Origin of the sequence: Pseudomonas lini, assembly GCF_030812475.1 — a bacterium.
Taxonomy (GTDB): domain Bacteria; phylum Pseudomonadota; class Gammaproteobacteria; order Pseudomonadales; family Pseudomonadaceae; genus Aquipseudomonas; species Aquipseudomonas lini_A.
This window is the reverse complement of record NZ_JAUSSR010000008.1, coordinates 35,806-62,098: the sequence shown is the minus strand read 5'-3', so window position 1 is coordinate 62,098 and position 26,293 is coordinate 35,806. Positions and strand designations below refer to the sequence as shown.

Here is a 26,293-nt window from a genome sequence, read left to right as displayed (position 1 = left end):
TTGCGACACGTCTTGGGAACATGTCGCCGCGGACGACATGTTGGCGACACGTGTTACCGAAACGGGATTTTGACGACATGAGCGTTGTGATCGCTTTTCGTAGGAGCCAGGCTTGCCGGCGATAGCGATCCTGAGGACGCCTTCGCCAGCACGCCTGGCTCCCACAGAGTTCGGTGTTCTAATTGACGATCACGGTTTGCACAGTGATACAGCGCTATCCGCACTCATCAGAAATCTCGTCCTTTTTCGAGCAAAATCGCTGGCGAATATCTCGTGCTTCCATCATGGCACTGGCCGTCTTCTCCGATGGTTGTCGCGGTTCGAACGGAAGCCCCTGAGTTGCTACGACCTGACGAAGAAAAAGATGCATGGCGTCATTGATACTAAGACCGCTGGCGCTCAAGACTTTAGCCGCACACGCCTTCAGATCCTTATCAATTCGACAACACACATATGTGGATTTCAACAATACAACCATAGTAATAACCACCATCAGTTGGATTTCTGGTCCAGCATTTTCAATCGTTCAAGCACGCAATAAATATCAGCCTGATCCCTTTCGCACTCCAGAACCGTCCCGATTCAATGGAGGAAATTTCTGACAGTGCCGAGCTCTGAATCGCACGCACAAAAAAGCCCCGAACCATTCGGCAATGCTGTTCAGTTAAGGACATTGTAGGAGCGAGCTTGCTCGCGATGGATTCCAGAACACCGCGTGTTATCCAGCAAACACGCGTTATCGTTGGCGACCATCGCGAGCAAGCTCGCTCCTACAAAGGCTTAACTGACCAGCATTACGAACCAGTCGGGGCTTGTTTTCTCTCAGCCTTGAATCAAGCCTGTATACCGCAACCGATCATCAGAAAACGTTGATCGGGTAATCCACAAATACTCGTACTTCGTTGCCGCTGACGTTGTATTCGCTGGATTTCTGCGACACGCGCAGGACCGAGCTGCGCAGTCTCACGCTCAGGTCTTTGGCCGCGCCGCTTTGCACGACGTACTTGAACTGGTTGAAGATTTCGCGCTCGGTGCCGCCTTCGCTGGTGGACGTGGTGATGTTGCTGCCACGCACATAGGCGACGTTGTAGGTCAGGCCTGGAACCCCGAACGTGGTGAAGTCGAGGCCGTAGCCCAGCTGCCAGCTGCGCTCGTCTTCTGCGTTGAAGTCGGACCAGTAGGAGTTCGCCAGGTAGATGGTGTTGCCGCCATCGCCGACGCGACCTTGATCTCTCTGGTAGCCGCCGTAGGCGTAGCCCAGGTTGCTGTCACCTGTGCTGCGCTGGTGCGCGAGGGTGAACGAGTGGGGACCGGTGGCGTAGGTGGCGGCCAGGCTCCAGATCTTGTTGTCATCACCCGTGGCACCGCTTTCGCGGACATAGGAATCGTCCAGCTTGGTGCGGTAGCCGTTGAAGTCCAGGCTCAGGGACTGATCCTTATCGATCGGGATCGCGTAGTTGGCGTTCACATATTGCTTCTTCAGCACGTCTTCGACGTCGGAGGCGTACAACGCAGCCTTGAACTGCTCGGTGAACTGGTAGCTACCACCCAGCACGTTGATCGATTTCAAGCCACCGCTGTCACGGCCTTCCGCGCTTTTGCGCGACTCGGCGGTGAAGCGACCGGCGTTCAGCTCCAGGCCTTTGATCTCCTTGGAGGTGATCAGGGTGCCGGTGTAACTTTCCGGCAGCAGGCGCGAGTTGTCGTAACTCAGCACCGGCAACACCGGCATCTGGTCGCCGTAGGTCAGCGTCGTGCTGGAGAGACGGAACTTGACCGCCGCCCCGCCCTTGGACAGGTCATTTGCCGCGCTGCCGCTGTCGCCCTTTTTAAAGAAGTCGATACCCTGTGCGCCGCTGCGACCTTTGCCGCCATCCAGACGCAATGCGTACAGGCCGAAAGCATCCACGCCCACACCCACGGTCCCTTGGGTGAAACCGGACGAGAAGGTACCGATGGCCGCTTGGCCCCATTCGGCTTTGTCCGGGTTCCCGTCTTTGTAGTCGCGATTCATGTAGGCATTGCGCAGCAGCACTTTGAGGCTGCTGTCTTCAACAAAACCCTTGGATTCGGCCTGGTCGTTGGCCATGGCTTGTGTGGCACTCAACATCCCCAGAGCGATCAGGCTGATTCGCTTGTTCAACATTTTGTTCTTTTCCTTATTACGGGTTGATACGCGCTGTGTCCAACGGCTGAAATGGCGCTTTTGCGCTCTTTTTTCACCTTAAAACAATAAGGCCCGCCCACGACGAGTCGCGGCGGGCCTTATTGTAATTTTATGAGTCATGGCGGTTAGCCACAGGCGTTGGGCGAATCGTAGCCGCGCCGTCAACAACGTGTCAATTTCATGCATCGTCTGTGAACAGGCAGAAATCGTCCGAGAAAAGATTTATCTGTGTTAAATGCCTGCCCGCTTTAACCCATTTTATCTTGAGCGCAAACACGTTAATGAGTCATATAAGGGGTTACAAACAATCTATTTGAGAATATGTCATTGGCACAGTTACAGCGCAAATGTCATCGGGCGTAACCCGCGTAGCCTGGGTGAGCATGATCTGAAACCTCTTACATCGCCTTCAATCACAGATACCCCCCGAAAAACGTCTCGCCATAAAAAAAGCGCCACCATCCCGGCAGCGCTTCCATCAATCCGTTGTTGTGCTTCTTATCCTTCCATCACATCCCACAGCGCCTCCAGCTCCGCTTCGCTGAATAAGCCAGCAGGGTAACGCTCGATCATCATCAGGCGCGGATCTGTGTCTTCGATCGGACGCGTTCCATTGGACTTTAACCAGTGCGCCAGGATCTGGAGCGATTCGCTGTTTACTGCCAGGGGATGCAACGCCCGCTCTCCCATTACATTCACTTCGGCGTTCATTTCCACGCGCTCTCCTGGTTCGTGAGCGGCTAACTTATCCAAGGTTTATGACAGAACATCGCAGTTCTCCCCCCCTGCTCTACTCCAGAACAGATACAAGAGCTGTGCCAAGGTTTCGGACTCGTCGACCGACGGATACAAAAAAGCCCGCAACCCTGATGGGCCGCGGGCTCTTTGCAAAGCGCCGGGAAAAACGCCTTGCCCGGTGGATTTTGCATGTAACTCAAGCTGTTACAACTGCACTCATTGCAGGTGTGGCGCCGGCTGTTGTTGGGTAAGGCAGTGGATGTTGCCTCCACCCAGTAACAATTCCCGCCCCGGCACCATCACCACTTCGTGCTGTGGGAACAGCGCCTGCAACAACTCTTTTGCCGGGCCGTCCAGGGGATCGTCGAAGCTTGGCGCGATGATGCCACCGTTGACGATCAGAAAGTTCACATAGGAACCGGCCAGACGAACCGTCGGATTGCGTTCCTGAGTGCCATCCACCGGGTCGACACCTGCGCATTCTTCTTCGGTTGCATACAGCGGCCCCGGAATCGGCATCTTGTGCACCGTGAATGGGCGACCCTTGGCGTCTGTGCTGCCTTGCAACACTTTCATGGCGGCCTGGCAGCGTGGGTAGTTGGGGTCTTGCGGATCGTCGGTCCAGGCCAACAGCACTTCACCCGGACGCACGTAGCAGCAGAAGTTATCCACATGACCATCGGTTTCGTCGTTGAACAAGCCGTCCGGGAGCCAGATGATTTTATCCACGGCCAGATTCGCGCTCAGCACCGCTTCTATTTCTGCACGGCTCATGTGCGGATTGCGATTGCGGTTAAGCAGGCATTCTTCAGTAGTAATGAGCGTGCCTTCGCCATCGACATGAATCGAGCCGCCTTCGAGCACAAAACCCTCGGTACGGTAGCGCTGGCTACGCTCGATCTCGAGGATCTTGCCGCCGACCTGCGAATCACGATTCCATGGCGAATACAGGCCTCCGTCGAAACCGCCCCACGCGTTGAAGTCCCAGTTCACACCGCGGACTTCGCCGCTGTTGTTGATCACGAACGTAGGGCCGGTGTCGCGAACCCAAGCGTCATCGCTGGACATTTCGACCACACGGATATTCGGTACGTCGAGACGGGCGCGAGCGTTTTCGTATTGACCGGCGGACACCGCCACGGTCACCGGTTCGAAACGGGCGATGGCTTTGGCCACCGCCACGTGCGCGGCTTGCGCCGGTTTGCCACCCAGACGCCAGTTGTCCGGGCGCTCGGGCCAGATCATCCAGGTCTGGGTTTGGGGTGCCCATTCGGCCGGCATGTAAAAGCCGTCGGCGCGAGGGGTGCTGTTCAAAGTGGTCATGGCGATCAGGACTCCAGGGAACCGTCGAGGGTTTTCAGCGCGCCGTACAGGTTCGGGCGACGATCACGGAACGACCCCCACGCGCTGCGGATGTGCTCGAGCTCGTCGAGGTCGAAACTGTGCACCAGAATACCTTCTTCGGTTTTGTCGAGCTCCTGAACTTTGTCACCGAACTGGTTGGCGATGAACGACGAGCCGTAGAACGTGATGTCGTAGCCGTCCTGCTCTTCGTTACCGATGCGGTTGCTGGCGATCAGCGGCATCAGGTTGGCGCCGGCATGGCCTTGTTGCACACGCTGCCAGTGGTCACGGGACGAAATGGTCTTGTCGTGGGGCTCGCTGCCGATGGCGGTCGGATAGAACAGGATTTCCGCACCTTGCAGCGCCATGCTGCGGGCGCACTCGGGGAACCACTGGTCCCAGCAAATGCCCACGCCGATTTTCGCGTAACGGGTGTTCCAGACTTTGAAGCCGGTATCACCCGGGTTGAAGTAGTACTTTTCGTGATAGCCAGGGCCGTCCGGAATGTGGCTTTTACGATAAATCCCGAGATTGCTGCCGTCGGCATCGATGATCGCGACGCTGTTGAAACGTGCACGCCCCGCCAATTCGTAGAAGCTGATCGGCAGCACCACTTGCAGTTCCTTGGCGACTTTCTGGAAATGCTTGATCGCGACGTTGTCTTCAACGGTCGTCGCCAGCTGCAGGTAATCCGGGTTCGGCTTCTGGCAGAAGTAGGGAGCCTCGAACAGCTCCTGGATCAGAATGATCTGCGCGCCTTTGGCCGCGGCCTCACGGACCAGCTTCTCAGCGGTCTCGATGTTGGCTTCCAGGTCCCAGGAACAAGCCATCTGGGTAGCGGCGACGGTAACGATACGGCTCATGAATCGGCTCCTGAGCAGGTGCTTGAGGGTCGAGTGTGGCATCGACCGATGACAGAAATGGGAAGCACCGGGTGTGGTGAGGCACACCGGGGCAGCGGTGACTTTATAGCCGATAAAAATCGGCTTTAAAAGCCTTACCACTTCCTTCTGTCTTATTTTCAGGAAAATAAACCGATAATAATCGATATTTTCAGTCCCTTTGTAGGCGCGAGCCTGCTCGCGATGGCCGTCAACGATAACGCGTGTTTTCTGCTTGAACGCGGTGCCTTGGCGTTTTTCGCTGCGGTGCGGCGATCCGACAAGCCAGCTCCTACAGGGGTCGGGTGTTTACAGACCTTCGGCGAGCACCTTCGCCAGCATGTCGACAAAGAAATCCACACTCTGGCGCGAGGTGACCATCGGCGGCTTGATCTTGAGAATGTTCAGGTAATCACCGGTCGGCTGCATGAAAATGCCCAACTCCCGGAGACGATCACACAGTGCCGTGGTTTCTGCCGTCGCCGGTTCCAGGGTTTCACGGTTTCGAATCAGCTCGACCCCAAGATAAAAGCCCGAACCATGCACCGCGCCCACCAGCGGATGGATATCGATCAGCGCCTCCAGACGCTGCTTGAAATATCCGCCCACGACCTGAGCGTTTTCCCACAGTTTCTCTTCCTCCATCACATCCAGCACCGCCATGCCGATCTGGCAACTGACCGGGCTACCGCCTGCCGACGAGAAGAAATACCCCTCGGCCTCCAGCGCTTCGGCGATTTCCCTGCGGGTGATGACTGCGCCCAACGGCTGGCCGTTACCCATGCCCTTGGCCATGGTGATGATATCCGGCACCACGCCCTGCTCTTCAAAGCCCCAGAAGAAGTTGCCCATGCGCCCGTACCCGACCTGCACTTCGTCGGCGATGCACACGCCGCCTTGGGCGCGAACCAGTTCATAGACCTGCTTCAGGTAGCCCGGTGGCAGCGAGATACCGCCGGCGTTGCCGTACACCGGTTCGCAGATGAAACCGGCGAGCTGACGGTTCTGCCCGGCAATGTTTGCCAGGTTGTGTTCGACGCTGCGCACGTAGTCCGGTGTGCTGTCGGCACCCCGGAATTCGCCGCGATAAGAGTTCGGCGCGGTGACCGGATGCACCCAGTCCGGGCGGCTGTTCAACGCCTTGGGGTTGTCGGCGATCGAGGTCGAGACCGCGTCCGCGCCCACTGTCCAGCCGTGATAAGCCTCCAGCACGCTGAGCATGTCGCGCCCGCCGCTGTAGGCCCACGCCAGGCGAATCGCCAGGTCATTGGCCTCGCTGCCGCTGTTGACCAGGAACACGCGGTCCATGGAGTCCGGTGACAACTTCAGCAAGCGTTCGGAGAACTCGGCAACCGCCGCGTAGTTGAAACGTGAGTTGGTGTTGAGCAGCGACCACTGGCGACTGGCGACCGCCGCCATGCGCGGGTGACCATGGCCCAGCACCGCGACGTTGTTGAGCATGTCGAGGTAAGACCGGCCCTGCATATCGATCAGGTGATTGCGCCAGCCGCGCTCGATGCGTGGCGGGTCGAGGTAGTAGTGTTTTTGCGTGCGGGCGAAACTGGCGTCGCGGCGCGCCAGCAATGTCGCCGAGTCGAGCTCCTCCTGTGCGTCGCAGGCCAGCCCCAGCAACGCCGCCGGCGACGGGCACAACGCCTGCCAGGCGGCAGCGCGCGATGGCGTGCAAAACAGCGGAGCATCGAACGATGCGCCTCGGCACAACTGCACCACCAGCGGCCCGCTGACTGAACCCAGCACCTGGCCTTTGACCAGCGCCGCACCGCTGTGCAGCGACGGCGTCACGCCCCATAACCGCACGCTCAATTGCGGGCCGTCCAGTTGCAACAAATTTGGCGCAGGCTGATGCACCACTCCGGCAAACGGCGATTCCACAGCAGTGCCATGGGGCACTTGCAACTCGACGTGCAGTGGGAAAGTGTCCGGCTCAATCGCGCTGTCCGGTCGGGTACGAGACAGCCGGTACTGCCCATAACGGCTGGCCGCCAGACCGTGCGTTGTCGCGGCTTCGGCCAACAGGCGCTGGTCGATTCCTGCCTGCTCCCAGTTACCCGCGTCGAAATGCGGGCTGAGCACGCCCAAATCGATCAGGGCAAACTCACGCCCCACCAGTCCCGGCAGCAGCGGTGCAAAACCTTCGTCCTCGATGCTCGGCAGGCTCTGACCGACCGCGGCAAGAATCGCTGCCTCCATCAACGCCGAGGGCACCGAGGTGGCAACGCGCAAGATCTCCCATTCATGGGTCAGGTTGTCACGACTGTATTCATTACCCGGATCGATACTGACCTGCTGCTCGCCGCTGAGCACCAGCACCGCCGCCCGCGTGACAATCAGCGGCCAGAGCGCCCGCAGTTCTGCAGGCTGCAACGGATTTAGCGCGTGATAAGCCTGGACCGCCGGCAGGATGTAGAAAGGATCGCCACCGGCGTGATGCAACAACGCCGCGCAGGTCACCGACAGATCGCTGATGCGCCAGGTGCGAACCAGGTCGCCGAAATCGATCACGCCCTGCAATTGCCATTGGCGCTGCAAATCGCGCTGCCAGACCACGTTGTCATCGGTGATATCCATGTGGATGGCCTGCACCGGCAACTTATCCACAAGCGGCTGTAATTGGCGCTCGGCACGCTCGACCACGCCGGCGATCAGCGCGCGTTGCTGGTCGTCCTTGATGATTGGCAGCAAATGGGCGATTAACGCGCTGGCATGGCGAGCGTCCCATTGCAGCGTGCGTTCGAGACCCGGATGGTCGAAATTGGCCAACGCCAGATCCATTTCGCCACACAGTCGACCGAACCCGGCCACCACCGAAACCGGCAGATGGTCCAGGTGCGTGAGGGACTGCCCTTCGATGAAATCAAGCAGGCGCACATGCACCGCCTGGCCGTCGACTTCAAGGGTAAGCAGGTCTGAACCCGTTTTCGCAGGGATCACCCGCGGCGCCTGCACCTGGCAATGTTCAGCCAAATGCCTGAGCCCCGCATGCTGGGCTTGCAGCTCCAGCGCGGAGTAATCGCCACGACAGATTTTCAGGACGAATTGGCCCTGGTCACTGTCAACGCGGTAGTTGAGGTCTTGCTGGCTGCCGAGGGCCTTCAACTTGCCGCTCAGCCCGTAATGCCCTTCGAGTAACTGCACAGCCTGCTCCACGGACACTTGCGGACCGGGAAGACTGGCGCGATGAATCAACGTGGCAAGCGGCATACAATGACCCCTGAAATTTTATTAGGCGCTTATATCGCCACTGCCGGGGACAATACACAACCCCCACGCCGCGCAGACTGCGCCCGCAAGCCTAGGCATAATGCGCCTGTACCCCCAGGCGTTTGATGCTCATGACTTCGACCCTACCTCGCAGACCCCGCTGGCGCAGCCTGGCGCTGCTCGCGCTATGCCTGGCGCCATTGCTTTGGCCGCTGGAGCATCTGGCCGAGCGCTATTACCGCAGCGAACTGGCCGGACAGAACCGTCAGACCCTCGATCTCTACGTCGCCAACCTGCTGGGCACCCTGCACCGCTATGAAGTGCTGCCGCAGATCCTCGGTGAGCTGCCGGCCCTGCGAGCCGTCCTGGGCGCGCCGGACGATAGCGTCACCCAAGGCAACGCCAACCGTTTGTTGAAAAATATCAGCGCCCAGACCGGTGCCGAGGTCATGTACCTGATGGACACCACGGGCAAGACCCTGGCCGCGTCCAATTGGGATAAACACGACAGTTTCGTCGGACGTAACTTTTCCTTCCGGCCCTATTTCAGCGAAGCGATGGCTGGGCGGCTCGGACGCTTCTTCGGGTTGGGCACCACGTCGGCCAAACGCGGTTACTTCTTCGCCGCTGCAGTGCGCAATGGCGAGAAAATTCTCGGCGTGCTGGTGGTCAAGGTTGACCTGGACCATACCGAAAGCCTCTGGGGCAATACCCCGGAACAATTGCTGCTGACGGACCATAACGGGGTGGTCATTCTCACTTCACGGCCCGAGTGGCGATTCCGTTCGACCCGGCCGTTGAGTGAAGAAGAACGCAAGGCCATCATTGCGATTCAACCCTACCCGACCCGCGATCCAAAACCATTGAATCTCAACCCCGCCGCCTGGTTGACCCAGACCCAACAGATCGAAGAAACCGGCTGGAACGTCAGCATCCTCGCCCCTCGAACCCTGATCGATCGCCCGGTGCGCACCGTGGTCGCCATCGGTGGCGCGACACTGTTGGTGTTGATGCTGTTGCTCGGCCTGATGATGCAGCGCCGACGCCATTACCTGGACCGGATCGCTTTCGAAGCCAAGGCCCGGCACGAACTGGAAGGTCGGGTAGCCGAGCGGACCAGCGACCTGGAAGGCCTCAACCGACGATTGAAAGAGGAAGTGCTCGAGCGCGAACAGGCCCAACAGGAGCTGGTTCGCGCCCAGGACGATCTGGTGCAGGCCGGCAAGTTGTCGGCGCTGGGCACGATGTCGGCGAGCATCAGCCACGAACTCAATCAACCGCTCGCCGCGATCCGCAGTTACGCGGAGAACGCCGAAGTCCTGTTGGACCACCAGCGCACCGACGATGCCCGCGGCAATCTCAAGTTGATCAGCGAACTGACCGGGCGCATGGCCTCGATCATTGCTCACCTGCGCGCCTTCGCCCGGCGTGATCGCCACGCCCCGGAGAGCGTCGCCCTGCAACCGGCGCTGGACGATGCCCTGGCGCTGCTGGCCAAGCGCCGCCGCAGCATGGAAGTCGAATTGATCCGGGATCTGCCGGCCGCCGCCCTGTGGGTCGAGGCCGGGGAAACCCGTCTGCGCCAGGTGCTGGGCAATCTATTGGCCAATGCCCTCGACGCCCTGACGGAAAAAGGCCCGCCGCGTAAACTCTGGTTGAGTGCCCAATCCACCGCCGACGGCGTCACGCTGTACATTCGCGACAACGGGCCCGGGTTCTGCCTGGAAGCACTGGGTCGCGCCAGCGAGCCGTTCTACACCACCAAGACCCGCACTCAGGGCCTTGGATTGGGGCTGGCGATCTGCGAAACCCTGATGCGCGCCTTCGGCGGCGAACTGTCGTTCTCCAACCACAAGGAAGGCGGCGCCCTGATTACCCTGAAGTTGCGCCCAGGCGCACCGGGCGTGAGCCTGCAACCGTCCGAGGACCGAAGTGCATGACCATCGACAATCGCATACAGGTCGTGTTGATCGACGACGATCCCCATCTGCGCCAGGCCCTGGGCCAGACCCTGGACCTCGCCGGCCTGAAGATCCTGCCGCTCGCCGAAGCCCAGGGCCTGGCCGGGCAACTGGAGCGCGACTGGCCCGGCGTGGTGGTCAGTGACATCCGTATGCCCGGCATGGACGGGATCGAATTGCTGACCGAGCTTCACGCCCAGGATCCGGAGCTGCCGGTGCTATTGATCACCGGTCACGGCGATGTACCGCTGGCGGTGCAAGCCATGCGCGCCGGCGCCTATGACTTTCTGGAAAAACCCTTCGCCAGTGACGCGCTGCTCGACAGCGTACGTCGCGCATTGGCCTTGCGCCGGTTGGTGCTGGACAACCGTAGCCTGCGTCTGGCGCTGAGCGATCGTAACGCGCTCAGCGCCCGGCTGGTCGGGCAATCGGCGCCGATGCTGCGCCTGCGCGAACAGATCGGGGCATTGGCCGCGACCAAGGCCGACGTGCTGATCCTCGGCGAAACCGGTGCCGGCAAAGAAGTGGTGGCCAGGGCGTTGCATGACCTGTCGAGTCGGCGTAACGGTCCGTTCGTGGCGATCAACGCCGGGGCCCTGGCCGAGTCGGTGGTTGAAAGCGAGCTGTTCGGCCACGAGCCCGGCGCCTTTACCGGCGCGCAGAAGCGCCGCATCGGCAAGTTCGAATTCGCCAACGGCGGCACGCTGTTCCTCGATGAAATCGAAAGCATGAGCCTGGACGTGCAGGTGAAATTGCTGCGCTTGCTGCAGGAGCGCGTGGTCGAGCGCCTGGGCGGCAACCAGCTGATACCGCTGGACATCCGCATCATCGCCGCGACCAAGGAAGACCTGCGCCAGTCCGCCGATCAGGGACGCTTCCGCGCCGACTTGTATTACCGCCTCAACGTTGCGCCGCTGCGCATTCCTCCCCTGCGTGAGCGCGGTGAAGATGCGCTGATGCTGTTCCAGCATTTCGCCGATGAAGCCAGCGCCCGTCATGGCTTGCCACCCCATGAACTGCAACCGGGGCAACGCGCCCTGCTGCTGCGCCACACCTGGCCCGGCAACGTGCGTGAACTGCAGAACGCTGCCGAACGCTTTGCCCTGGGCCTGGAACTTGCGCTGGACAACAGCGCCCCTGACGCGGCGGCTGGGAGTACGGTAGAGATGGTCAGCGGTGGTCTCAGCGAACAAGTCGAAAACTTCGAAAAGAGCCTGATTGCCGCAGAACTGGCGCGCTCTCACAGTTCCGTGCGCAGCCTTGCCGAAGCCTTGGGCATTCCGCGCAAGACCTTGCATGACAAATTGCGTAAACACGGGCTGAACTTCGCCGACAGCGGTGCCCATCCCACCAACGACGAGCTCGACTGAGCGACCGTCAAACCATCGTCTTCATGCCTGAGGCCCGTTAATGAACCGCGACAGCCATCACCTGGAATCGATCCTTCACCACGACATTCCCCTGACGCGGGACATGGGCCTCAAAGTACTCGACTGGCACGACCAGCAACTGCGCCTGCACCTGCCGCTGGAAGCCAACGTCAACCACAAGAGCACCATGTTCGGCGGCAGTCTGTATTGCGGCGCGGTGCTGGCCGGTTGGGGCTGGCTGCATTTGCGCCTGCGTGAAGCCGGCATCGAGGACGGGCATATCGTGATTCAGGAAGGTCACATCAGCTATCCGCTGCCGGTGACCAGCGATGCCACGGCAATTTGCCAGGCGCCGAGTGCGGCGGTGTGGAAGAAGTTTATGGCGATGTATGAGCGCTATGGCCGGGCGCGGTTGACGTTGCATTCACGGATTGTGAATGCGGGGAGTGAGGAGGATGCGGTGACGTTTACCGGACAGTACGTGCTGCACAGGTAAATCTGAATACCACAAAACCTGTGGGAGCTGGCTTGCTCGCGAAGGCGTCGTGTCAGTCAACGATGATGGCGACTGGCATGCCGCTTTCGCGAGCAAGCCCGCTTGGTTCATGGAGCTGGCTGGCATTTGGGCAAGTTGTCTCGTCCCCGTCAGGAGCGTGCCAGCTGCAGCAGTTTTTCCCGCCACGCAGCCTTCGCCGGCAGCGCCAGGAAATACTCATTCAACAACGACTCCCGCGCCGGATAGCAAAACGGCTGCCCGCGCAGATCCAATACCTCGCCCCCGGCCCCTTCCAACACACCCTGCGCTGCGGCCGTGTCCCACTGCGAAGTAGGCGCCAGGCGCGGGTAACAGTCGGCCGCCCCTTCCGCCAGCAGACAAAACTTCAGCGAACTGCCGATATTGGCCAATTGCAGTTCACCGAGGCTGTCGCTCAAACCGGCCAGCAAACGCTCCTGCTCTGGACTGGAATGCCGACGACTGGCTACGACCGTGAACGCTTCACCCATCGCTGGAACGTCACGCACTTGAATCGGCGACGGTTCGCCACCCTTGTCGCCACGCCAGGCGCCCAGCCCCGCGCCACCGACATAAAAGCGGCCGTTGGTCGGCATCGACACCACGCCAAATACCACTCGCCCCTGCTCGATCAATGCGATGTTGACGGTAAATTCTTCACTGCCGGCGATGAATTCCTTGGTCCCGTCCAGCGGATCCACCAGCCACCAGCGCTGCCAGCCGGCGCGGACGCTCTGCGGGATGTTGGCGTCCTCCTCGGACAACACCGGAATTGTCGGGTCCAGCGCGGTCAACCCATCCAGAATCAGATGGTGGGCGGCCAGGTCTGCGGCAGTGACCGGCGAGTCGTCAGCCTTGGCGGTCACCGCAGTGCCGATGCGCCAGAACGGCAGGATCGACTCTCCCGCCTTCAATGCCAGCTCGACCACCGGTGCCATCAACGGATGAGGGAAGTTCATGGCAGAAACACCCCGCGCTGAGTCAGCAGATCCCGGACCAGATACAGCGACGCCAAGGCACGCCCTTCGGTGAACCGCGGGTTCTGCGCCAACGCCGACAATTCACGCAGGTTGATCTTGTCCACGCCCATGGGCTCAGGCTCGTCGCCTTCAAGACGTTCTTCATACAGATCGGTGGCCAGTACCACCTGAATCTTCTGACTCATGTAACCGGGCGACAACGACAACTCGGTCAAATGCTCCAGTTGCCGCGCGCCATACCCGGCCTCTTCCTTGAGCTCACGCTCGGCCGCCGCCAGCACGTCCTCGCCTGGCTCGATCAAGCCCTTGGGCAGGGACAACTCGTATTCATCGGTGCCACCGCAATACTCTTCGACCAGTACCGCATGGTCCGCATCCAGCATCGCAACGATCATCACCGCGCCATACCCGGCGCCCTTGCCGACCAGTCGCTCATACGTGCGCTCCACACCGTTGGAAAAGCGCAACTGCAACGCTTCGACGCAAAATAAACGGCTGGTGGCGACAATCTCGCGGGCGAGGATGGTGGGTTTCTGGCGCATGAGCGGCTCCTGGGTGATAGCGGGTTACTATACCCGGCCTATCCTGATTGTTTACTCCGGATATCTTTTTTACCGCTGGAGAAGTTTTTTATGTCCCTGCTGCCCTGGCACGACATCGACACCGTTCTGCTTGACATGGACGGCACGCTGCTGGACCTGCACTTCGACAACCATTTCTGGATGGAGCACCTGCCCCAGCGTTACGCCGAGTTGCACGGGGTCAGCCGGGCCATGGCCGAGATGGAACTGCAGCCACTGTTCGAGCGTCATGCTGGCCAGTTGCAGTGGTACTGCCTGGACTTCTGGAGCGCCGAACTGAAGCTGTCGGTGCGCGAGCTGAAACTGGAAACCGCTCACTTGATCGCCCTGCGTCCGGACGCGGACACGTTCCTGGCGGCGATCAAACAGGCTGGCAAGCGCGTAGTGCTGATCACCAACGCCCATCGCGATTCGCTGTCACTGAAGCTGGAAAGAATCGAACTGGCGCCGTACTTCGAGCGGTTGATCAGCTCTCACGATTACGGTTTCGCCAAGGAAAACCCGCAGTTCTGGGATGCCTTGCAGGCGGACATCGGTTTCGATCCGGCGCGCAGCCTGTTTATTGACGACACCTTGCCGATTCTGCGCAGTGCGCGGGATTTTGGCGTGGCGCATTTGTTGGCGGTGAGTGAGCCGGACAGTCGCAAGGGGCCCAAGGATACGGCGGAGTTTGCGGCTGTCGGGGATTATCGGGAGCTCATTGCAGGGCTTTAGACCGGGTCGCCTGCTTCGCGAGCAGGCTCGCTCCCACAGGATCTGGGTTGTTCACGAAGCCTGTGAACGACACAAAACGTGTGGGAGCGGGCTTGCCCGCGATGCAGGCGACTCGGTCTAAAGGTTATTCCGGAATCCGCAACGACTGCCCCGGATAAATCTTGTTCACATCCTTGAGCATCGGCTTATTGGCCTCGAAGATTTTTTGATACTTGTTGGCATCGCCATACACGCGCAAGGAAATCGCACTAAGGGTGTCGCCCTTCACAACCGTGACAAAGGTTGCAGCCTTCACCACCGGCCCGGTCACCGTAATCTGGTCATCGACGCTCCCCACGCCGGCGATGTTGCCCACCGCCAACAGAATCTTTTCCTTCTCTTCCTGACTGCCGACTTCACCCTTCACGGTGACCTTGTCGCCATCCACTGTCGCCTGCACATTCGGGTTACCCAGGCCGACCTTACTGATGTGCTCCTTCAACTGCTCGCTGGCATTGGCATTGCCCGGCGTCAGCAGATCGATAAGCTTTTCGCCTGCTTCTTTCACAAAACTAAAAATACTCATGGTGTTTTCTCCTTGGGAGTGGGGTCCAGAGGCAAAAGATTAGACCAAGCCGGCGGACCGCGATTGCCACCCGACCAATGACGCCGCTTCCCCCCAGGCGCTAGAATCCGGAGCCTCACCGCACCCTGGAGCGAAGATGGACATCAAGCAGCTGAAATTCCTCATCGCCCTCGACGAAACCCGACATTTCGGCCAGGCCGCCGCGCGCTGCCATATTACTCAGCCGACCCTGTCCATGCGCCTGCGCAGCCTCGAAGAAGAGCTCGAGTTACCCTTGGTCAACCGTGGCCAGCGTTTCGAAGGCTTTACCGCACCGGGCGAGCGGGTGTTGGCATGGGCGCGCACCGTACTGGCCGCCTGCGACGGCTTGCAGGCTGAAGCTGCTGCCTGTCGCGGCAACCTGGTCGGTACCCTGCGGCTGGGCGTAGTGCCACTGTCGAGTTTCGATCCGCTGCCATTGATGCAACGACTGCACGCCGAGCACCCCAACCTGCGCTTCGAACTCTCGTCCCTGAGTTCCGAACAAATCCTCGAGCAACTGGCAAACAATCGTCTGGACATCGGCGTCTCGTACCTGGAACGCCTGGACGGCGAGCGCTTCGATTCACTGGCATTCAGTGAAACCCGGATGGGTCTGCTCTACGATCAACGCTTCTACACGTTCGGCGAAGCAGCGTTGAGTTGGGAATCGCTAATCGAGTTGCCGCTGGGCATGCTGACCAGCGGCATGCACTTTCGCCAGTCCATCGACCAAAACTTCCACAACCGCGGCCTGACCCCGCAGCCGTTGTTACAGACCGACGCGGTGCATCAATTGATACAAGCCGTGCACGGGGGCCTGTGCTGCGCCGTGATGCCATTGGAGGGCGGCCTGGAAAACATCACCGATCATTTGCGCCTGCAGCCCATCGAAAACGCGCAAACCCTCGGCAAATTGGGTCTGATCATGCGTCGCAGTGCACCGCGTTCGGCATTGGCAGAGGCGTGTTTCGCGATTTACCAGCAATCGTCGATAGCTTCTTGATCGATGGCATCTATCAGCAGATCAGTAATAGCGATTAGACGCGACAAGTTGACGCGCCTAGGCTTAAAGCTGACCAACCCGTCGGTGACACCATGAACGCCAAGCGCCCTGTTGGCGCGGCGCCTGCACTCGAAACGCCTGCGCCCGCTGCCAGCCAGACCTACAGCTACAGCAACCTTCCTCACACCGAACCGCAAAATGCCGAATCGGACAGCACCGCGCTGGCCGAGGAAGTCGCGCTGGCGATTGCCTATAACGGCATCAGCCAGGCAGTCATGCTGGTGACGCCGACGGATCTCGAGGATTTCATTGTCGGCTTCAGCCTCGGCAGCGGCATCATCGAAGACGTCTGCGACATCTACGACTTGCAACTCAGCGGCTCGGGTTCGGCGCAGTACGCGCAAGTGACAATCGCCAACCGAGCCTTCTGGAACCTCAAGCAACAGCGTCGGCAAATGACGGGCACCAGCGGTTGCGGACTCTGTGGGGTTGAGGCGGTCGAACAGGCATTGCCCGACCTCAAAGTCTTGCCCGGCGCCCCACTGCCGCCTGCGCAATGGCTCGATGGCCTGCGCCAGCGCATCGGCGCGTTCCAGCCCCTCGGCCAGTACAGCGGCGCGGTGCACGCGGCGGTGTTCATGGACGCCAAGGGCGAATTGCTGCTGGGCCGTGAAGACATCGGCCGGCACAACGCCCTCGACAAACTGATTGGCGGGCTGATCCGCCAGAAGATTCCGACTGAAGGCGGCCTGGCGATTGTCACCAGCCGTTGCAGCCTTGAATTGATCCAGAAAGTACTGCGAGCAGGCATCCAGACGCTGGTCAGCCTGTCGTCGCCCACCGGCCTTGCCGTGCAATGGGCCCGCCGCCACAACCTCAACCTCATCCATCTGCCCCAGAAAAATGCACCGCGGGTCTACAGCCCGGCATTGGAGAATCAAGCGTGAGTCAACATCGTCAAGCCGACCAGAAACCCGTCCCCCGCTACAAGCCCTACAAGGGCCCGGCAGGTGGCTGGGGTGCCCTGATCAGCGTGGCCCAGGCCTGGTTGACCAGCGACAACGCGCTGAAAAACCTGCGCATCATGCTCAAGACCAACCAGAACGGCGGCTTCGACTGCCCCGGTTGTGCATGGGGCGATTCTCCGGAAAAGGGCTTGGTGATGTTCTGCGAGAACGGCGCCAAAGCGGTGAACTGGGAAGCGACCAAACGGCGTGTCGATGGAGCGTTCTTCGCCAGGCACAGCGTCAGTTCGTTGCTGGGACAAAGCGACTATTGGCTGGAATACCAGGGCCGTCTGACCGAGCCGATGCGCTACGACGCCGAGACCGATCGCTACAAGCCGATCACTTGGGAAGCGGCGTTTTCGCTGATAGGTAAACACTTGCAAGGGCTGTCCAGTCCGGATCAGGCCGAGTTCTACACCTCGGGTCGAGCCAGCAACGAAGCGGCGTACTTGTACCAGCTGTTCGTGCGCGCCTACGGCACCAACAATTTCCCCGACTGCTCGAACATGTGCCACGAGGCCAGCGGCGTGGCATTGGCGCAAAGTGTCGGCGTCGGCAAAGGCACCGTAACCTTCAATGACTTCGAACACTCCGATGCGATATTCGTATGGGGCCAGAACCCCGGCACCAACCATCCGCGGATGCTCGAGCCTTTGCGCGAAGCAGTGAAACGCGGCGCGCAGGTGGTCTGCATCAACCCATTGAAAGAGCGGGGACTGGAGCGATTCCAGCACCCCCAGCACCCGATCGAAATGCTCACCAACGGCGACAAGCCCACCAACACCGCCTACTTCCGCCCGGCGCTGGGCGGCGACATGGCGATCCTGCGCGGCATGGCCAAATACCTGCTGCAATGGGAGCGCGACGCACAGAAGGCTGGCAAACCCGCAGTGTTTGATCATGAATTCCTCGATGAACACAGCGTCAACGTGCTGGATTACCTCAGCGTCATCGACGACACCTCCTGGGAGCATATCGTCGAGCAGTCCGGCCTGACGCTGCTGGAGATCGAGCAAGCCGCCCGCATGTACGCCAAGAGCAATAACGTGATCATGTGCTGGGCCATGGGCATCACCCAGCATCGCCACTCGGTGGCGACCATTCAGGAAATCGCCAACCTGATGCTGCTGCGCGGCAACATCGGCCGTCCGGGCGCCGGCCTGTGCCCGGTACGTGGCCACAGTAACGTGCAGGGCGACCGGACCATGGGCATCAACGAATGTCCACCGGCGGAATTCCTCGATTCGCTGGAGCGACGCTTCCAGTTCAAGGTGCCGCGGAAAAACGGCCACAACGTGGTCGAGGCGATTCATGCCATGGCCGATGGCCGGGCGAAAGTGTTCATCGGCCTGGGCGGCAACTTTGCCCAAGCCACACCGGACAGCAACCGCACCTTCCAGGCCCTGACCAACTGTGACCTGACCGTACAGATCAGCACCAAGCTCAATCGCAGCCATCTGGCCCATGGCAAGGACGCGCTGATCCTGCCGTGCCTGGGCCGCACCGACATCGACATCCAGACCGAAGGCGCGCAAGCGGTGACCGTGGAAGACTCGTTCAGCATGGTCCATTCCTCAAACGGCCAATTGCAGCCGCTGTCCGACCAGATGCGCTCGGAGCCGGCGATTATCGCGGGTATCGCTGCTGCAACACTGGGTAGCCAGCCGGTGGACTGGGACTGGCTGGTGGCCGATTACAACCGTATCCGCGACCTGATCGCCGACACCATTCCAGGCTTTCGCGAGTTCAACGATAAGATTCGCATTCCAGGCGGCTTTTACCTGGACAACAGCGCCGCGGCCCGTCGCTGGAAAACGCCATCCGGTCGGGCGAATTTCCGCGCCAATAGCCTGCCCAAGGATCTGGTGCACGAGCGCACCCGTGCCACCGGGGTGTTGCCGGACCTGATCATGCAGTCGATGCGCTCCCACGATCAGTACAACACCACCATTTATGGCCTCAATGATCGTTATCGCGGGGTCAAAGGACAGCGCGACGTGTTGTTTGTGAATGAGGCCGACATCATTCGCCTGGGGTTCAAACCAGGGCAGAAGGCGGACATTGTTTCGATTTGGGATGATGGTCGCGAGCGCCGGGTGAAAGGCTTTACGCTGCTGGCGTTTGATATTCCTGCCGGGCAAGCGGCGGCGTACTATCCAGAGGTCAATCCGCTGGTGCCGCTGGAAAGCATTGGAGATGGCAGCCAGACGCCGACGTCGAAGTTTGTAGCGATCCGGTTGGAAGCGGCGAGCGAGACTGGGCTTATCATGACCAAATCGGCTTGATGCGGCGCCTGAGCCGGCCTATTCGCGAGCAAGCCCGCTCCCACAGTTGACCGAGTTCTTCCAGAAGGAACGCGATCGAATGTAGGAGCGGGCTTGCTCGCGAAGGCGATAGAACATTCAATGAATCTTGCGGGTCAATTACTTTTCAAACACCCACAAAAAAGGCCGTTCTATCACAAAAACGGCCATTCCGAAGTAACTAAAGACCCGCTAAAAATCATTAAGTTCCGCCTAAAAAACAGTAACTTATAGAAATGTGTTGAAGTCGTGTTACTCGTCGGATTTCGATTGTCACAACCATGAGACAGCCTCAGGATCGCGTCGTCATCCCCTTGAGGTTTCTCTATGAAGTTCTCCTCGATTCTCTTGTTGTCCCTTGGCCTGGTCAGTGGCTTCGCTTCTGCCGGCGGCACCACCGAAGCAGGTGTGGGCGGCGCATTGGGCGGGGTTTTGGGCTCGGTCGTCGGTCAGTCGTTGGGCGGCAGTACAGGTTCCACCATTGGCGCGGCCCTGGGCGGCGCGGGTGGTAGCGCAGTTGGCGCAGACAAACGCAGCCGTGGCGAAGCCGCCATCGGCGGTGCGTTGGGCGCAGCAGGCGGTAACGTGGTCGGCCGCAGCATGGGCGGCACCACCGGCAGCCTGATCGGCTCCGCAGCAGGTGGCGGCGCCGGTGGCGCGCTGGGTAACTACATGGGCAACAAGAGCGATGACGACGATGATAATCGTCGCTCCCATCGTGGCGGCGATGACCGTCGCTACTACCGGGACGGCCACCCGGGTCGTGGCCATGCCTATGGGCATCGCAAACACCACAACAAATACCGTCATCGCTGAGGCCTGAACGGCTTCACTGCCTGGTAGATCAAAAAATCGCAGCCCAACGGCTGCGATTTTTTTTGCCCGTCAAGCCACCAGCCGTTCCAGCGCCTCGCGCAACCGATAAGGAATCGCCACCGGCTGATTCGAATCACGATCCACAAACACGTGCACGAAGCGCCCCGCCGCACAGGCTTCATCTTCGCCAGCCCTGAATACCGCCAGCTCGTACTGAACCGAACTGTTGCCCAACTTGCCCACGCGCAAACCGATCTCGATCCGGTCAGGGAAGGCGATGGAGGCAAAGTAATCGCAAGCCGAACTCACGACAAAACCCACGACTTCGCCGTCATGGATATCCAGGCCGCCGACTTCGATCAGATAGGTATTCACCGCCGTGTCGAAAAAGCTGTAGTAGGTGACGTTGTTGATGTGGCCATAGGCATCGTTGTCATGCCAGCGGGTGGTGATAGGTTGGAAGTGGAAATAGTCGGTGCGTTGGGGCATCGGGGTGGACATCAGTGTCGGTTCCTGGAGTTGGATGGCGAGTTTAAGGCGAACACCGCGTTATCGTTCTTCGCGAGCAAGTCGACCAAAGACAACCCTCACCTGCAGGAGCTGCCGCAGGCTGCGATCTTTTGATTTTTGGCAGTGCCGGAATGGCCAAAAATCAAGATCAGAAGATCGCAGCCTGCGGCAGCTCGTACAGGTCAGAGGTGCATCTCGGCCCATTCCCGCACTTCGGCATAGGGATAATCCTCCAGCACCGCAAAACCCGAAATCGACCGCGCCTTGAGCTTGGTAAACAGCGGTACGCTGATCCCGCACAAAAACCGCGTCACACGCTCGGCCGATGGCACGCTGCCGGTGTACTGCTCATGCCTGTGGATAAAATTGGTGCACAACGCTTCGAAGTTTTTATCCACAAGCGCCGGTAGCTCAGGGGGTGCCGGCAGTCGAGCCACCTGCCCGTGACACACCGAACAATGCCCGCATTGCCGCGGCGCATTCTCGTCACCGAAGTACGCCGCCAGGCGATAACCCAGGCAATGATCGGTGGCGAACAGCTCGAGCATGGCGTGAATCCGCGCGATTTCCGTGCGTTCATGCTGAGTGAAACAAGCGTGCAGCTCGGCGCTCAGGGCCTCGCTGTCGAAATCCGTTTGCAGCAGGCTGTAGACATCGGTCATCTGCTTGCTTTCAAGCTCTACCCAACCCTTCTCCTGGAAATAATCCAGCGCCTTGACCACTCGATTGCGCTCGGCTTGATACTGTTGGTATAGCGCCTCGAAGTTCACCGTGGCCCAGCTCCGCGCACGGGTGGAGGTCTGGACGATCGCCGCGACGAAATCCCTGCGCTCACCTTCGAAACGAGCCAGCAGAAACTCGGGCTCCTGCAGATACTTGAAACGGTATTCCGCGTAATAGGCATATCGCGGCGCGATGATCCCGCGCAGCTCCAGCTGCACCAGCAAGGTCTTGAGCGGCAACTGACGAATGTTGCTCTGATCCGCCAGCGGTCCCAGTAGAAACTCCCACTGTCCCTCGGGCGCGGCGGCTTGCAACTCATCCAGCACGCAGCGGATGCCGTCCAGTTCCGGTGTATCGCCGTAAACGAAATTTTCCAGTACGTTGAGGCTGTCGCGGTTGGCCAAGACCAGGCAGTCGGACGGCTTGCCATCACGCCCGGCGCGGCCGATTTCCTGGCTGTAGTTTTCGATGGATTTGGGCAGGTCGAAATGCACCACGTTGCGGATGTCGCTCTTGTCGATGCCCATGCCGAAGGCAATGGTGGCGACGATGCAATTGGACTGTCCGCCCATGAACCGCTTCTGTATCGCTTCCCGTTGCTCATGGGGCAGACCGGCGTGGTACGCCTCGGCCTGAATGCCATTGCGGCCCAGGTGTTCGGCGATGTGCTCGGCCGTTTTCTGCAGGGTGACGTAGACAATGCTCGGCTGACCGGGCCGCTGGCTCATCCACTCGACAAGGCGCTGGCGCTTGTCCTGCCCGCGCACCGGTTCCACCAACAGATTGAGGTTGGACCGATAGAAGCCGGTGGTCACCACATCATCCGGGGCGATGGCGAATTTCGCTTCCATATCGGCGATCACCTTGGGTGTCGCCGTGGCGGTCAGCAGCAGCGCCTGAGGGATGTTGAACTGGCGCTGGTAGTCGGGAAGCTTGAGATAGTCTGGACGGAAGTTATGACCCCATTCGGAAATACAGTGGGCCTCGTCCACCACCAGCAGCGAGATCGGTACCTGCTGCAGGAAATTGCGGAAACGTTCGTTTTTCAGGCGCTCCACGGAGATCATCAAAATCTTCAGCTCGCCGGACTTCGCCCGGGCCATCACATCATTGGCGTCTTCGCGACTCTGGGCCGAATCGATACTGCCCGCCGCAATGCCGTGGCGTTGCAGGAAGGCCAATTGATCCTGCATCAGCGCCAGCAACGGCGAGACCACCAACGTCAGGTGCGGCAGCAACAAGGCCGGCAACTGGTAGCAAAGCGACTTGCCGGAGCCCGTCGGAAAAATCGCCGCCGCCGAGCGCCCGGCCAGCACCGCGCTGACCGCCGCTTCCTGACCGGGCCGAAACTGTGGATAACCGAAAACCTGCTCCAGGGTGTTGTGCATAAGCTGTCACTCCGTTGACTGCTGCGATGCCAAAAGCCTAGCCGGCGATCGCAGCGAGTCGAGAAAAGGTTTGGGGCAAAAACGATACGGGATGATACAGCGTCCACCGGGTCAACCCTCGCCACAGGTCGAAACAATCGGAGCACTTTGCCCCTATCCCGTGCACTCCATTGCGCCGGTAAGGTTGACCTTCGAATAACCGCTCTGCGCGAAATTTCATCACGGCAGGACAACCGAGGCGCGCGGATATCCATCAAGGAACGACCATGCTTCAACCATCCGGCTTTTCGCTCGCCCCTGCGCTGGCGCTGCCATTGCTGTTAAGTGGCTGCCTCACAAACCCTGTGCAACCTGCCACCGATCCGACCCGGTTCGAAACACCGGAGTATCGAGCCCAGAAGGGCCTGGCAGTCATTCACGCGTCAACCCTTTATGCCCGCGGCGGCACCGGTCAAGGGGTGGCCGTAGCCCTGGTCGACTCAGGCCTGAACAGCAGCCTGCCAGCGTTTCAGGGAAGAATCCGTGATCCGGGCTTCGATTATGTCGAGAACAAGGCCGGCACCCTCGACCGGATCGGTCACGGCACCCAGATGGCCGGCATTCTCGCGGCCAACAAGGATGACCATGGCATGCACGGCGTCGCGTTCAACGCACAACTGATCCCCTTTCGTTTCGGCGACGACAACGAGCCATTTTTCTTTGACAGTGAGATTGCACAATCCTGGCAGGCCGGTTTTGACAAGGGCGCGCGCATTCTCAACAATTCGTGGGCCAATGCCATCCCGGCGCCCGAGATCAACGAGGCACGCTACAACCAGGTCATGCCGGAGTCATTGGTGACCGCGCGAAAACTGGTCCGGGACGGCGCGGTATTTGTGTTCCCTACCGGTAACGAATTGAAACGCGAACCCCTGGCCGAACCCGGCTTGCCTCTCGCCCTGCCCGAACTGGAAAAGGGCTGGATCGCCGTGGTGGCATTAAAAAGCGACGGCAGCGGCATCAACGCCAAGTCCAACTATTGCGGTGTGGCAGCAGCCTGGTGCATCGCCGTACCGGGTGGCGATTCCGGCGCAGGGCAAGGCCTGCTGACCACCAGCAAGGACGGGCAATATGTACAGACCGCAGGCACCTCGCCAGCTGCTGCACTGATCAGTGGTGCCCTGGCGGCATTGCACAGCCGCTATCCCGAGCTTACCGCGCAGCAAGTACGCGAACGCCTGCTGGCAACGGCGAACCGGACGGGCATCTATGCCAACAGTGAAGCGTACGGTAGAGGATTGATGGACCTGGAAGCGGCCTCACGCCAGCCCCCGGCCAGCAATCACGACCAGATACTTTAGAAAAGTCGTACACAGTCTGGCGAGCGCCGTACCGAGGAGTGTCGCGCTCCGCCTGACAAACCCGTGGGATTTTTTACTTTCAGGGAATCTGCTGTAAAAAGCCGCGCAAACCTGTAGTCCGAATCCCAAAGGGCCGGTAAACCCCCTACAAAACCTGTCCATCGCGGCCGTCTTGTCCCGTAGCGCGTCCCCCTTCTATAGTTTCCAGCGAGGCTGAAACAGTAATGTCGGCCTGCCGGCGAGACTGCCCGACTTACCCACAGGACTGACCTCGATGAACAACCCCGATCCGCTCACAGACCGCTACCGCCCGCTCAGGACAAGCTACAGCGACACCCCCGTGCTGGTCATCGACACCGAAGCCGACCCTCACGAAATCCTCGACGCCGCCCACCAACGCATCCGCGCCGCCAGCGACCTGCTCGAGACTCTGTACTGCCTGTGCTTCAAACAGGCCGACGCGAGTGACATCCCAAACATCGTCAGCGCCCTCTACCTGCTGACACAGGACGGTCACGAACTGCTCGAAGTCGCCCGCCAGCGATTACCAAAAACCACCGCCAGTCGATGTCCCTGTGGGAGCGAGCCTGCTCGCGAAGAACGATAACGCGGTTTACCAGATAAAAACCAAACCGCTCAAACCCGGAAGGGATAAGTCTGTAGGCAATGCCCTATCCAAGCTTCATCCCGGTCCTACAACCACAGACGCCTTGTCGACTATCGCCAACCGGTGACTCATATCTATAGTCCGAACTGTCGCTGCCAAATCAGCGACGCAGGTTTGGTCACCTGAATTAGATCTACGCACGCACCCGTTGTATGCTGCCGGCGCTTTTTTGCGTCAGCACGCTTTATGGCGGCTGTGTTTGGGACGCCTTCGGGCGTACCGGGTAAGCGTGCGATCTCACCGGTTGACCAACCTGAACACAGTCGCCTCCCATCGTTTGGTCACGATGACGGCGACTCCTTTTGACGCACTCGAGATTGCACTTCATGAATAAATGGAATCCATTCACCCACGATCGCTACCGCCCACTCCTAACCAACCTCACCGATTCCCCGCCCCTGATTATCGACACAGAAGCCAACCCCCAAGACATACTCGAAGCCGCCCTCCAGCGCATCCGAGCCTCCAGCGAGCTGCTCCGAACCCTGCATTGCCAAGGCTTCTAGCAAGGTGATCTCGAAGACATCCCCCACATCACCCACGCGCTCTACCTCCTGACCCAGGACGGCTGCGACCTGCTAAAAGTCGCCCAGCAACGCATGCTGAACTGGAAAGCCCCGGCCTGACGCGACCTGGCGATCGTTCCCACGCGCTGCGTGGGAATGTCTCTACGGACGCTCCGCGTTCGGCTCTTGGGACGCAGTAGGTCTCGGGCTGCATTCCCACTCAGACCTAGAACGATCAAAGTCGCAACGGTGGGATACAAAAACTCTGGAAGAGATCTATCCAACCACTTAAGTGGCAATATTCTGGCTTTTTTTTGCAATTTAAGTTGGAATAATGGCAGTTTCCATAATCGCCTCCCACTTATATCTTGAGTGGCGTTTGGCAGAAAAGGCCTTGCTACTCGTTGGACCTAACCCAGCAAATCACCATATAAGTGCTATTATTCTGGCAGTTAAGGCCTAAAAACGAAGGAATAATGGCACATGGCTAAAAAAACAGCGCCCCTGTTGCCGGCTGCATCCAGGTTGCTCGCCGAGTTTGGCGAACGACTCAAACTCGCTCGGCTACGTCGCAAGCTGACAGCCAAGCAAGTGGCTGAGAGAGCAGGCATGTCGCTGACGACGCTACGCTCATTGGAGTCAGGCGGCTCAGGCGTGACGATGGGGGCCTATATGTCCGTGATGCAGGTTCTGGGCCTGGAGAAAGACTTGAGCAAGCTCGCCGCAACGGATGAGTTGGGACGCCAACTGCAAGACGCGCAATTAACTCAACGAGCGAGCGCCGCAACCAGTAAACGCCGACGAGTGCGCAACGTGGCTCCACCGAAAGCATCGTCACCCATTCAAGAGCGGGCGACGCAAACACCGGAAAGCCCCATCTCCGATTCGGATCTTGAGGTTGATTTCCCATTGAACACCCACTCTTTTTCCAGTTTGTTTACCAAGAAAAAAACTAAACCCGGGACGGATTAA

Annotated in this window: 22 protein-coding genes and 1 pseudogene; 12 read left to right on the top strand and 11 right to left on the bottom strand. The window is 59.7% G+C overall.

Annotation, left to right across the window (positions count from 1 at the left end):
• Positions 1-214: 214 nt before the first annotated feature.
• The 6 genes from J2W17_RS16485 to J2W17_RS16460 all read right to left on the bottom strand — a co-directional run bounded on the left by J2W17_RS16485 (position 215) and on the right by J2W17_RS16460 (position 8,352).
• Positions 215-478: a type II toxin-antitoxin system RelB/DinJ family antitoxin gene (locus J2W17_RS16485; protein ID WP_138969480.1), complete on the bottom strand. Its 264-nt coding sequence runs from the start codon at positions 476-478 to the stop codon at positions 215-217.
• 381 nt (positions 479-859) lie between these two features.
• Positions 860-2,146, bottom strand: a complete 1,287-nt coding sequence (locus J2W17_RS16480; protein WP_307336024.1) for an OprD family porin — start codon at positions 2,144-2,146, stop codon at positions 860-862.
• A 519-nt stretch (positions 2,147-2,665) separates the two neighbouring features.
• A complete protein-coding gene (locus J2W17_RS16475; protein ID WP_307336698.1) occupies positions 2,666-2,878 on the bottom strand; it encodes a hypothetical protein in 213 nt (70 codons plus the stop codon).
• Positions 2,879-3,121: 243 nt separating this feature from the next.
• Positions 3,122-4,228, bottom strand: coding sequence for an agmatine deiminase (gene aguA / locus J2W17_RS16470; RefSeq protein ID WP_307336021.1), 1,107 nt, complete (start codon positions 4,226-4,228; stop codon positions 3,122-3,124).
• Positions 4,229-4,233: 5 nt separating this feature from the next.
• Positions 4,234-5,112 carry an N-carbamoylputrescine amidase gene (gene aguB / locus J2W17_RS16465; protein WP_307336018.1) on the bottom strand — a complete coding sequence of 293 codons (879 nt, stop codon included), beginning with the start codon at positions 5,110-5,112 and terminating at the stop codon, positions 4,234-4,236.
• Positions 5,113-5,439: 327 nt separating this feature from the next.
• Positions 5,440-8,352 carry an aminotransferase gene (locus J2W17_RS16460; RefSeq protein WP_307336014.1) on the bottom strand — a complete coding sequence of 971 codons (2,913 nt, stop codon included), beginning with the start codon at positions 8,350-8,352 and terminating at the stop codon, positions 5,440-5,442.
• Positions 8,353-8,483: 131 nt separating this feature from the next.
• Here J2W17_RS16460 and J2W17_RS16455 point away from each other — a divergent pair, with 131 nt between their 5' ends.
• The 3 genes from J2W17_RS16455 to J2W17_RS16445 are packed head-to-tail and all read left to right on the top strand — an operon-like array spanning position 8,484 to position 12,179.
• Positions 8,484-10,292 (top strand): sensor histidine kinase, encoded by a 1,809-nt coding sequence (locus J2W17_RS16455; RefSeq protein ID WP_307336011.1) that lies wholly within the window; start codon positions 8,484-8,486, stop codon positions 10,290-10,292.
• Complete coding sequence (locus tag J2W17_RS16450; protein WP_307336008.1) at positions 10,289-11,683, top strand: sigma-54-dependent transcriptional regulator; 1,395 nt, start codon at positions 10,289-10,291, stop codon at positions 11,681-11,683. Before J2W17_RS16455 ends, J2W17_RS16450 begins: the two co-directional genes overlap by 4 nt.
• Before the next feature lie 40 nt (positions 11,684-11,723).
• Positions 11,724-12,179 carry a thioesterase domain-containing protein gene (locus J2W17_RS16445; protein ID WP_307336006.1) on the top strand — a complete coding sequence of 152 codons (456 nt, stop codon included), beginning with the start codon at positions 11,724-11,726 and terminating at the stop codon, positions 12,177-12,179.
• Positions 12,180-12,328: 149 nt separating this feature from the next.
• On the opposite strand, the gene cysQ is transcribed toward J2W17_RS16445, so the two are convergent.
• The gene (gene cysQ, locus J2W17_RS16440) at positions 12,329-13,156 is read right to left on the bottom strand and encodes a 3'(2'),5'-bisphosphate nucleotidase CysQ (RefSeq protein ID WP_307336003.1); all 828 of its coding nucleotides are present in this window, start codon (positions 13,154-13,156) and stop codon (positions 12,329-12,331) included.
• Complete coding sequence (nudE, locus tag J2W17_RS16435) at positions 13,153-13,719, bottom strand: ADP compounds hydrolase NudE (protein WP_307336000.1); 567 nt, start codon at positions 13,717-13,719, stop codon at positions 13,153-13,155. Before nudE ends, cysQ begins: the two co-directional genes overlap by 4 nt.
• Before the next feature lie 90 nt (positions 13,720-13,809).
• Between nudE and yrfG the strand changes: the two genes are divergently transcribed.
• Positions 13,810-14,472, top strand: a complete 663-nt coding sequence (gene yrfG, locus J2W17_RS16430) for a GMP/IMP nucleotidase (RefSeq protein ID WP_307335999.1) — start codon at positions 13,810-13,812, stop codon at positions 14,470-14,472.
• Between the two features lie 124 nt (positions 14,473-14,596).
• Here yrfG and lysM read toward each other — a convergent pair whose 3' ends face one another.
• The gene (gene lysM, locus J2W17_RS16425; protein ID WP_307335996.1) at positions 14,597-15,037 is read right to left on the bottom strand and encodes a peptidoglycan-binding protein LysM; all 441 of its coding nucleotides are present in this window, start codon (positions 15,035-15,037) and stop codon (positions 14,597-14,599) included.
• A 136-nt stretch (positions 15,038-15,173) separates the two neighbouring features.
• Between lysM and J2W17_RS16420 the strand changes: the two genes are divergently transcribed.
• The 4 genes from J2W17_RS16420 (at position 15,174) to J2W17_RS16405 (ending at position 20,187) form a co-directional block, all read left to right on the top strand.
• Entirely contained in the window at positions 15,174-16,061 is an 888-nt protein-coding gene (locus tag J2W17_RS16420; RefSeq protein ID WP_307335994.1) for a LysR family transcriptional regulator, read from the top strand.
• Between the two features lie 92 nt (positions 16,062-16,153).
• Entirely contained in the window at positions 16,154-17,008 is an 855-nt protein-coding gene (gene fdhD, locus J2W17_RS16415) for a formate dehydrogenase accessory sulfurtransferase FdhD (protein ID WP_307335991.1), read from the top strand.
• Complete coding sequence (locus J2W17_RS16410) at positions 17,005-19,353, top strand: FdhF/YdeP family oxidoreductase (RefSeq protein WP_307335988.1); 2,349 nt, start codon at positions 17,005-17,007, stop codon at positions 19,351-19,353. Before fdhD ends, J2W17_RS16410 begins: the two co-directional genes overlap by 4 nt.
• A 345-nt stretch (positions 19,354-19,698) precedes the next feature.
• The gene (locus J2W17_RS16405) at positions 19,699-20,187 is read left to right on the top strand and encodes a glycine zipper domain-containing protein (protein WP_307335985.1); all 489 of its coding nucleotides are present in this window, start codon (positions 19,699-19,701) and stop codon (positions 20,185-20,187) included.
• A 69-nt stretch (positions 20,188-20,256) separates the two neighbouring features.
• On the opposite strand, the gene J2W17_RS16400 is transcribed toward J2W17_RS16405, so the two are convergent.
• Both J2W17_RS16400 and J2W17_RS16395 read right to left on the bottom strand, forming a co-directional pair.
• Complete coding sequence (locus tag J2W17_RS16400) at positions 20,257-20,688, bottom strand: acyl-CoA thioesterase (protein ID WP_307335982.1); 432 nt, start codon at positions 20,686-20,688, stop codon at positions 20,257-20,259.
• A 191-nt stretch (positions 20,689-20,879) separates the two neighbouring features.
• Positions 20,880-22,808 carry a RecQ family ATP-dependent DNA helicase gene (locus tag J2W17_RS16395; protein WP_307335979.1) on the bottom strand — a complete coding sequence of 643 codons (1,929 nt, stop codon included), beginning with the start codon at positions 22,806-22,808 and terminating at the stop codon, positions 20,880-20,882.
• A gap of 266 nt (positions 22,809-23,074) precedes the next feature.
• On the opposite strand from J2W17_RS16395, the gene J2W17_RS16390 reads away from it, so the two are divergent.
• The 4 genes and pseudogenes from J2W17_RS16390 to J2W17_RS16375 all read left to right on the top strand — a co-directional run bounded on the left by J2W17_RS16390 (position 23,075) and on the right by J2W17_RS16375 (position 26,293).
• Positions 23,075-24,148 carry a S8 family peptidase gene (locus J2W17_RS16390; RefSeq protein ID WP_307335975.1) on the top strand — a complete coding sequence of 358 codons (1,074 nt, stop codon included), beginning with the start codon at positions 23,075-23,077 and terminating at the stop codon, positions 24,146-24,148.
• Between the two features lie 274 nt (positions 24,149-24,422).
• On the top strand, positions 24,423-24,755 hold the full coding sequence (locus J2W17_RS16385) for a hypothetical protein (RefSeq protein ID WP_307335972.1): 333 nt from the start codon (positions 24,423-24,425) through the stop codon (positions 24,753-24,755).
• 386 nt (positions 24,756-25,141) lie between these two features.
• Positions 25,142-25,441, top strand: a pseudogene (locus J2W17_RS16380) (hypothetical protein).
• A gap of 363 nt (positions 25,442-25,804) precedes the next feature.
• Positions 25,805-26,293: a helix-turn-helix domain-containing protein gene (locus tag J2W17_RS16375; protein WP_307335969.1), complete on the top strand. Its 489-nt coding sequence runs from the start codon at positions 25,805-25,807 to the stop codon at positions 26,291-26,293.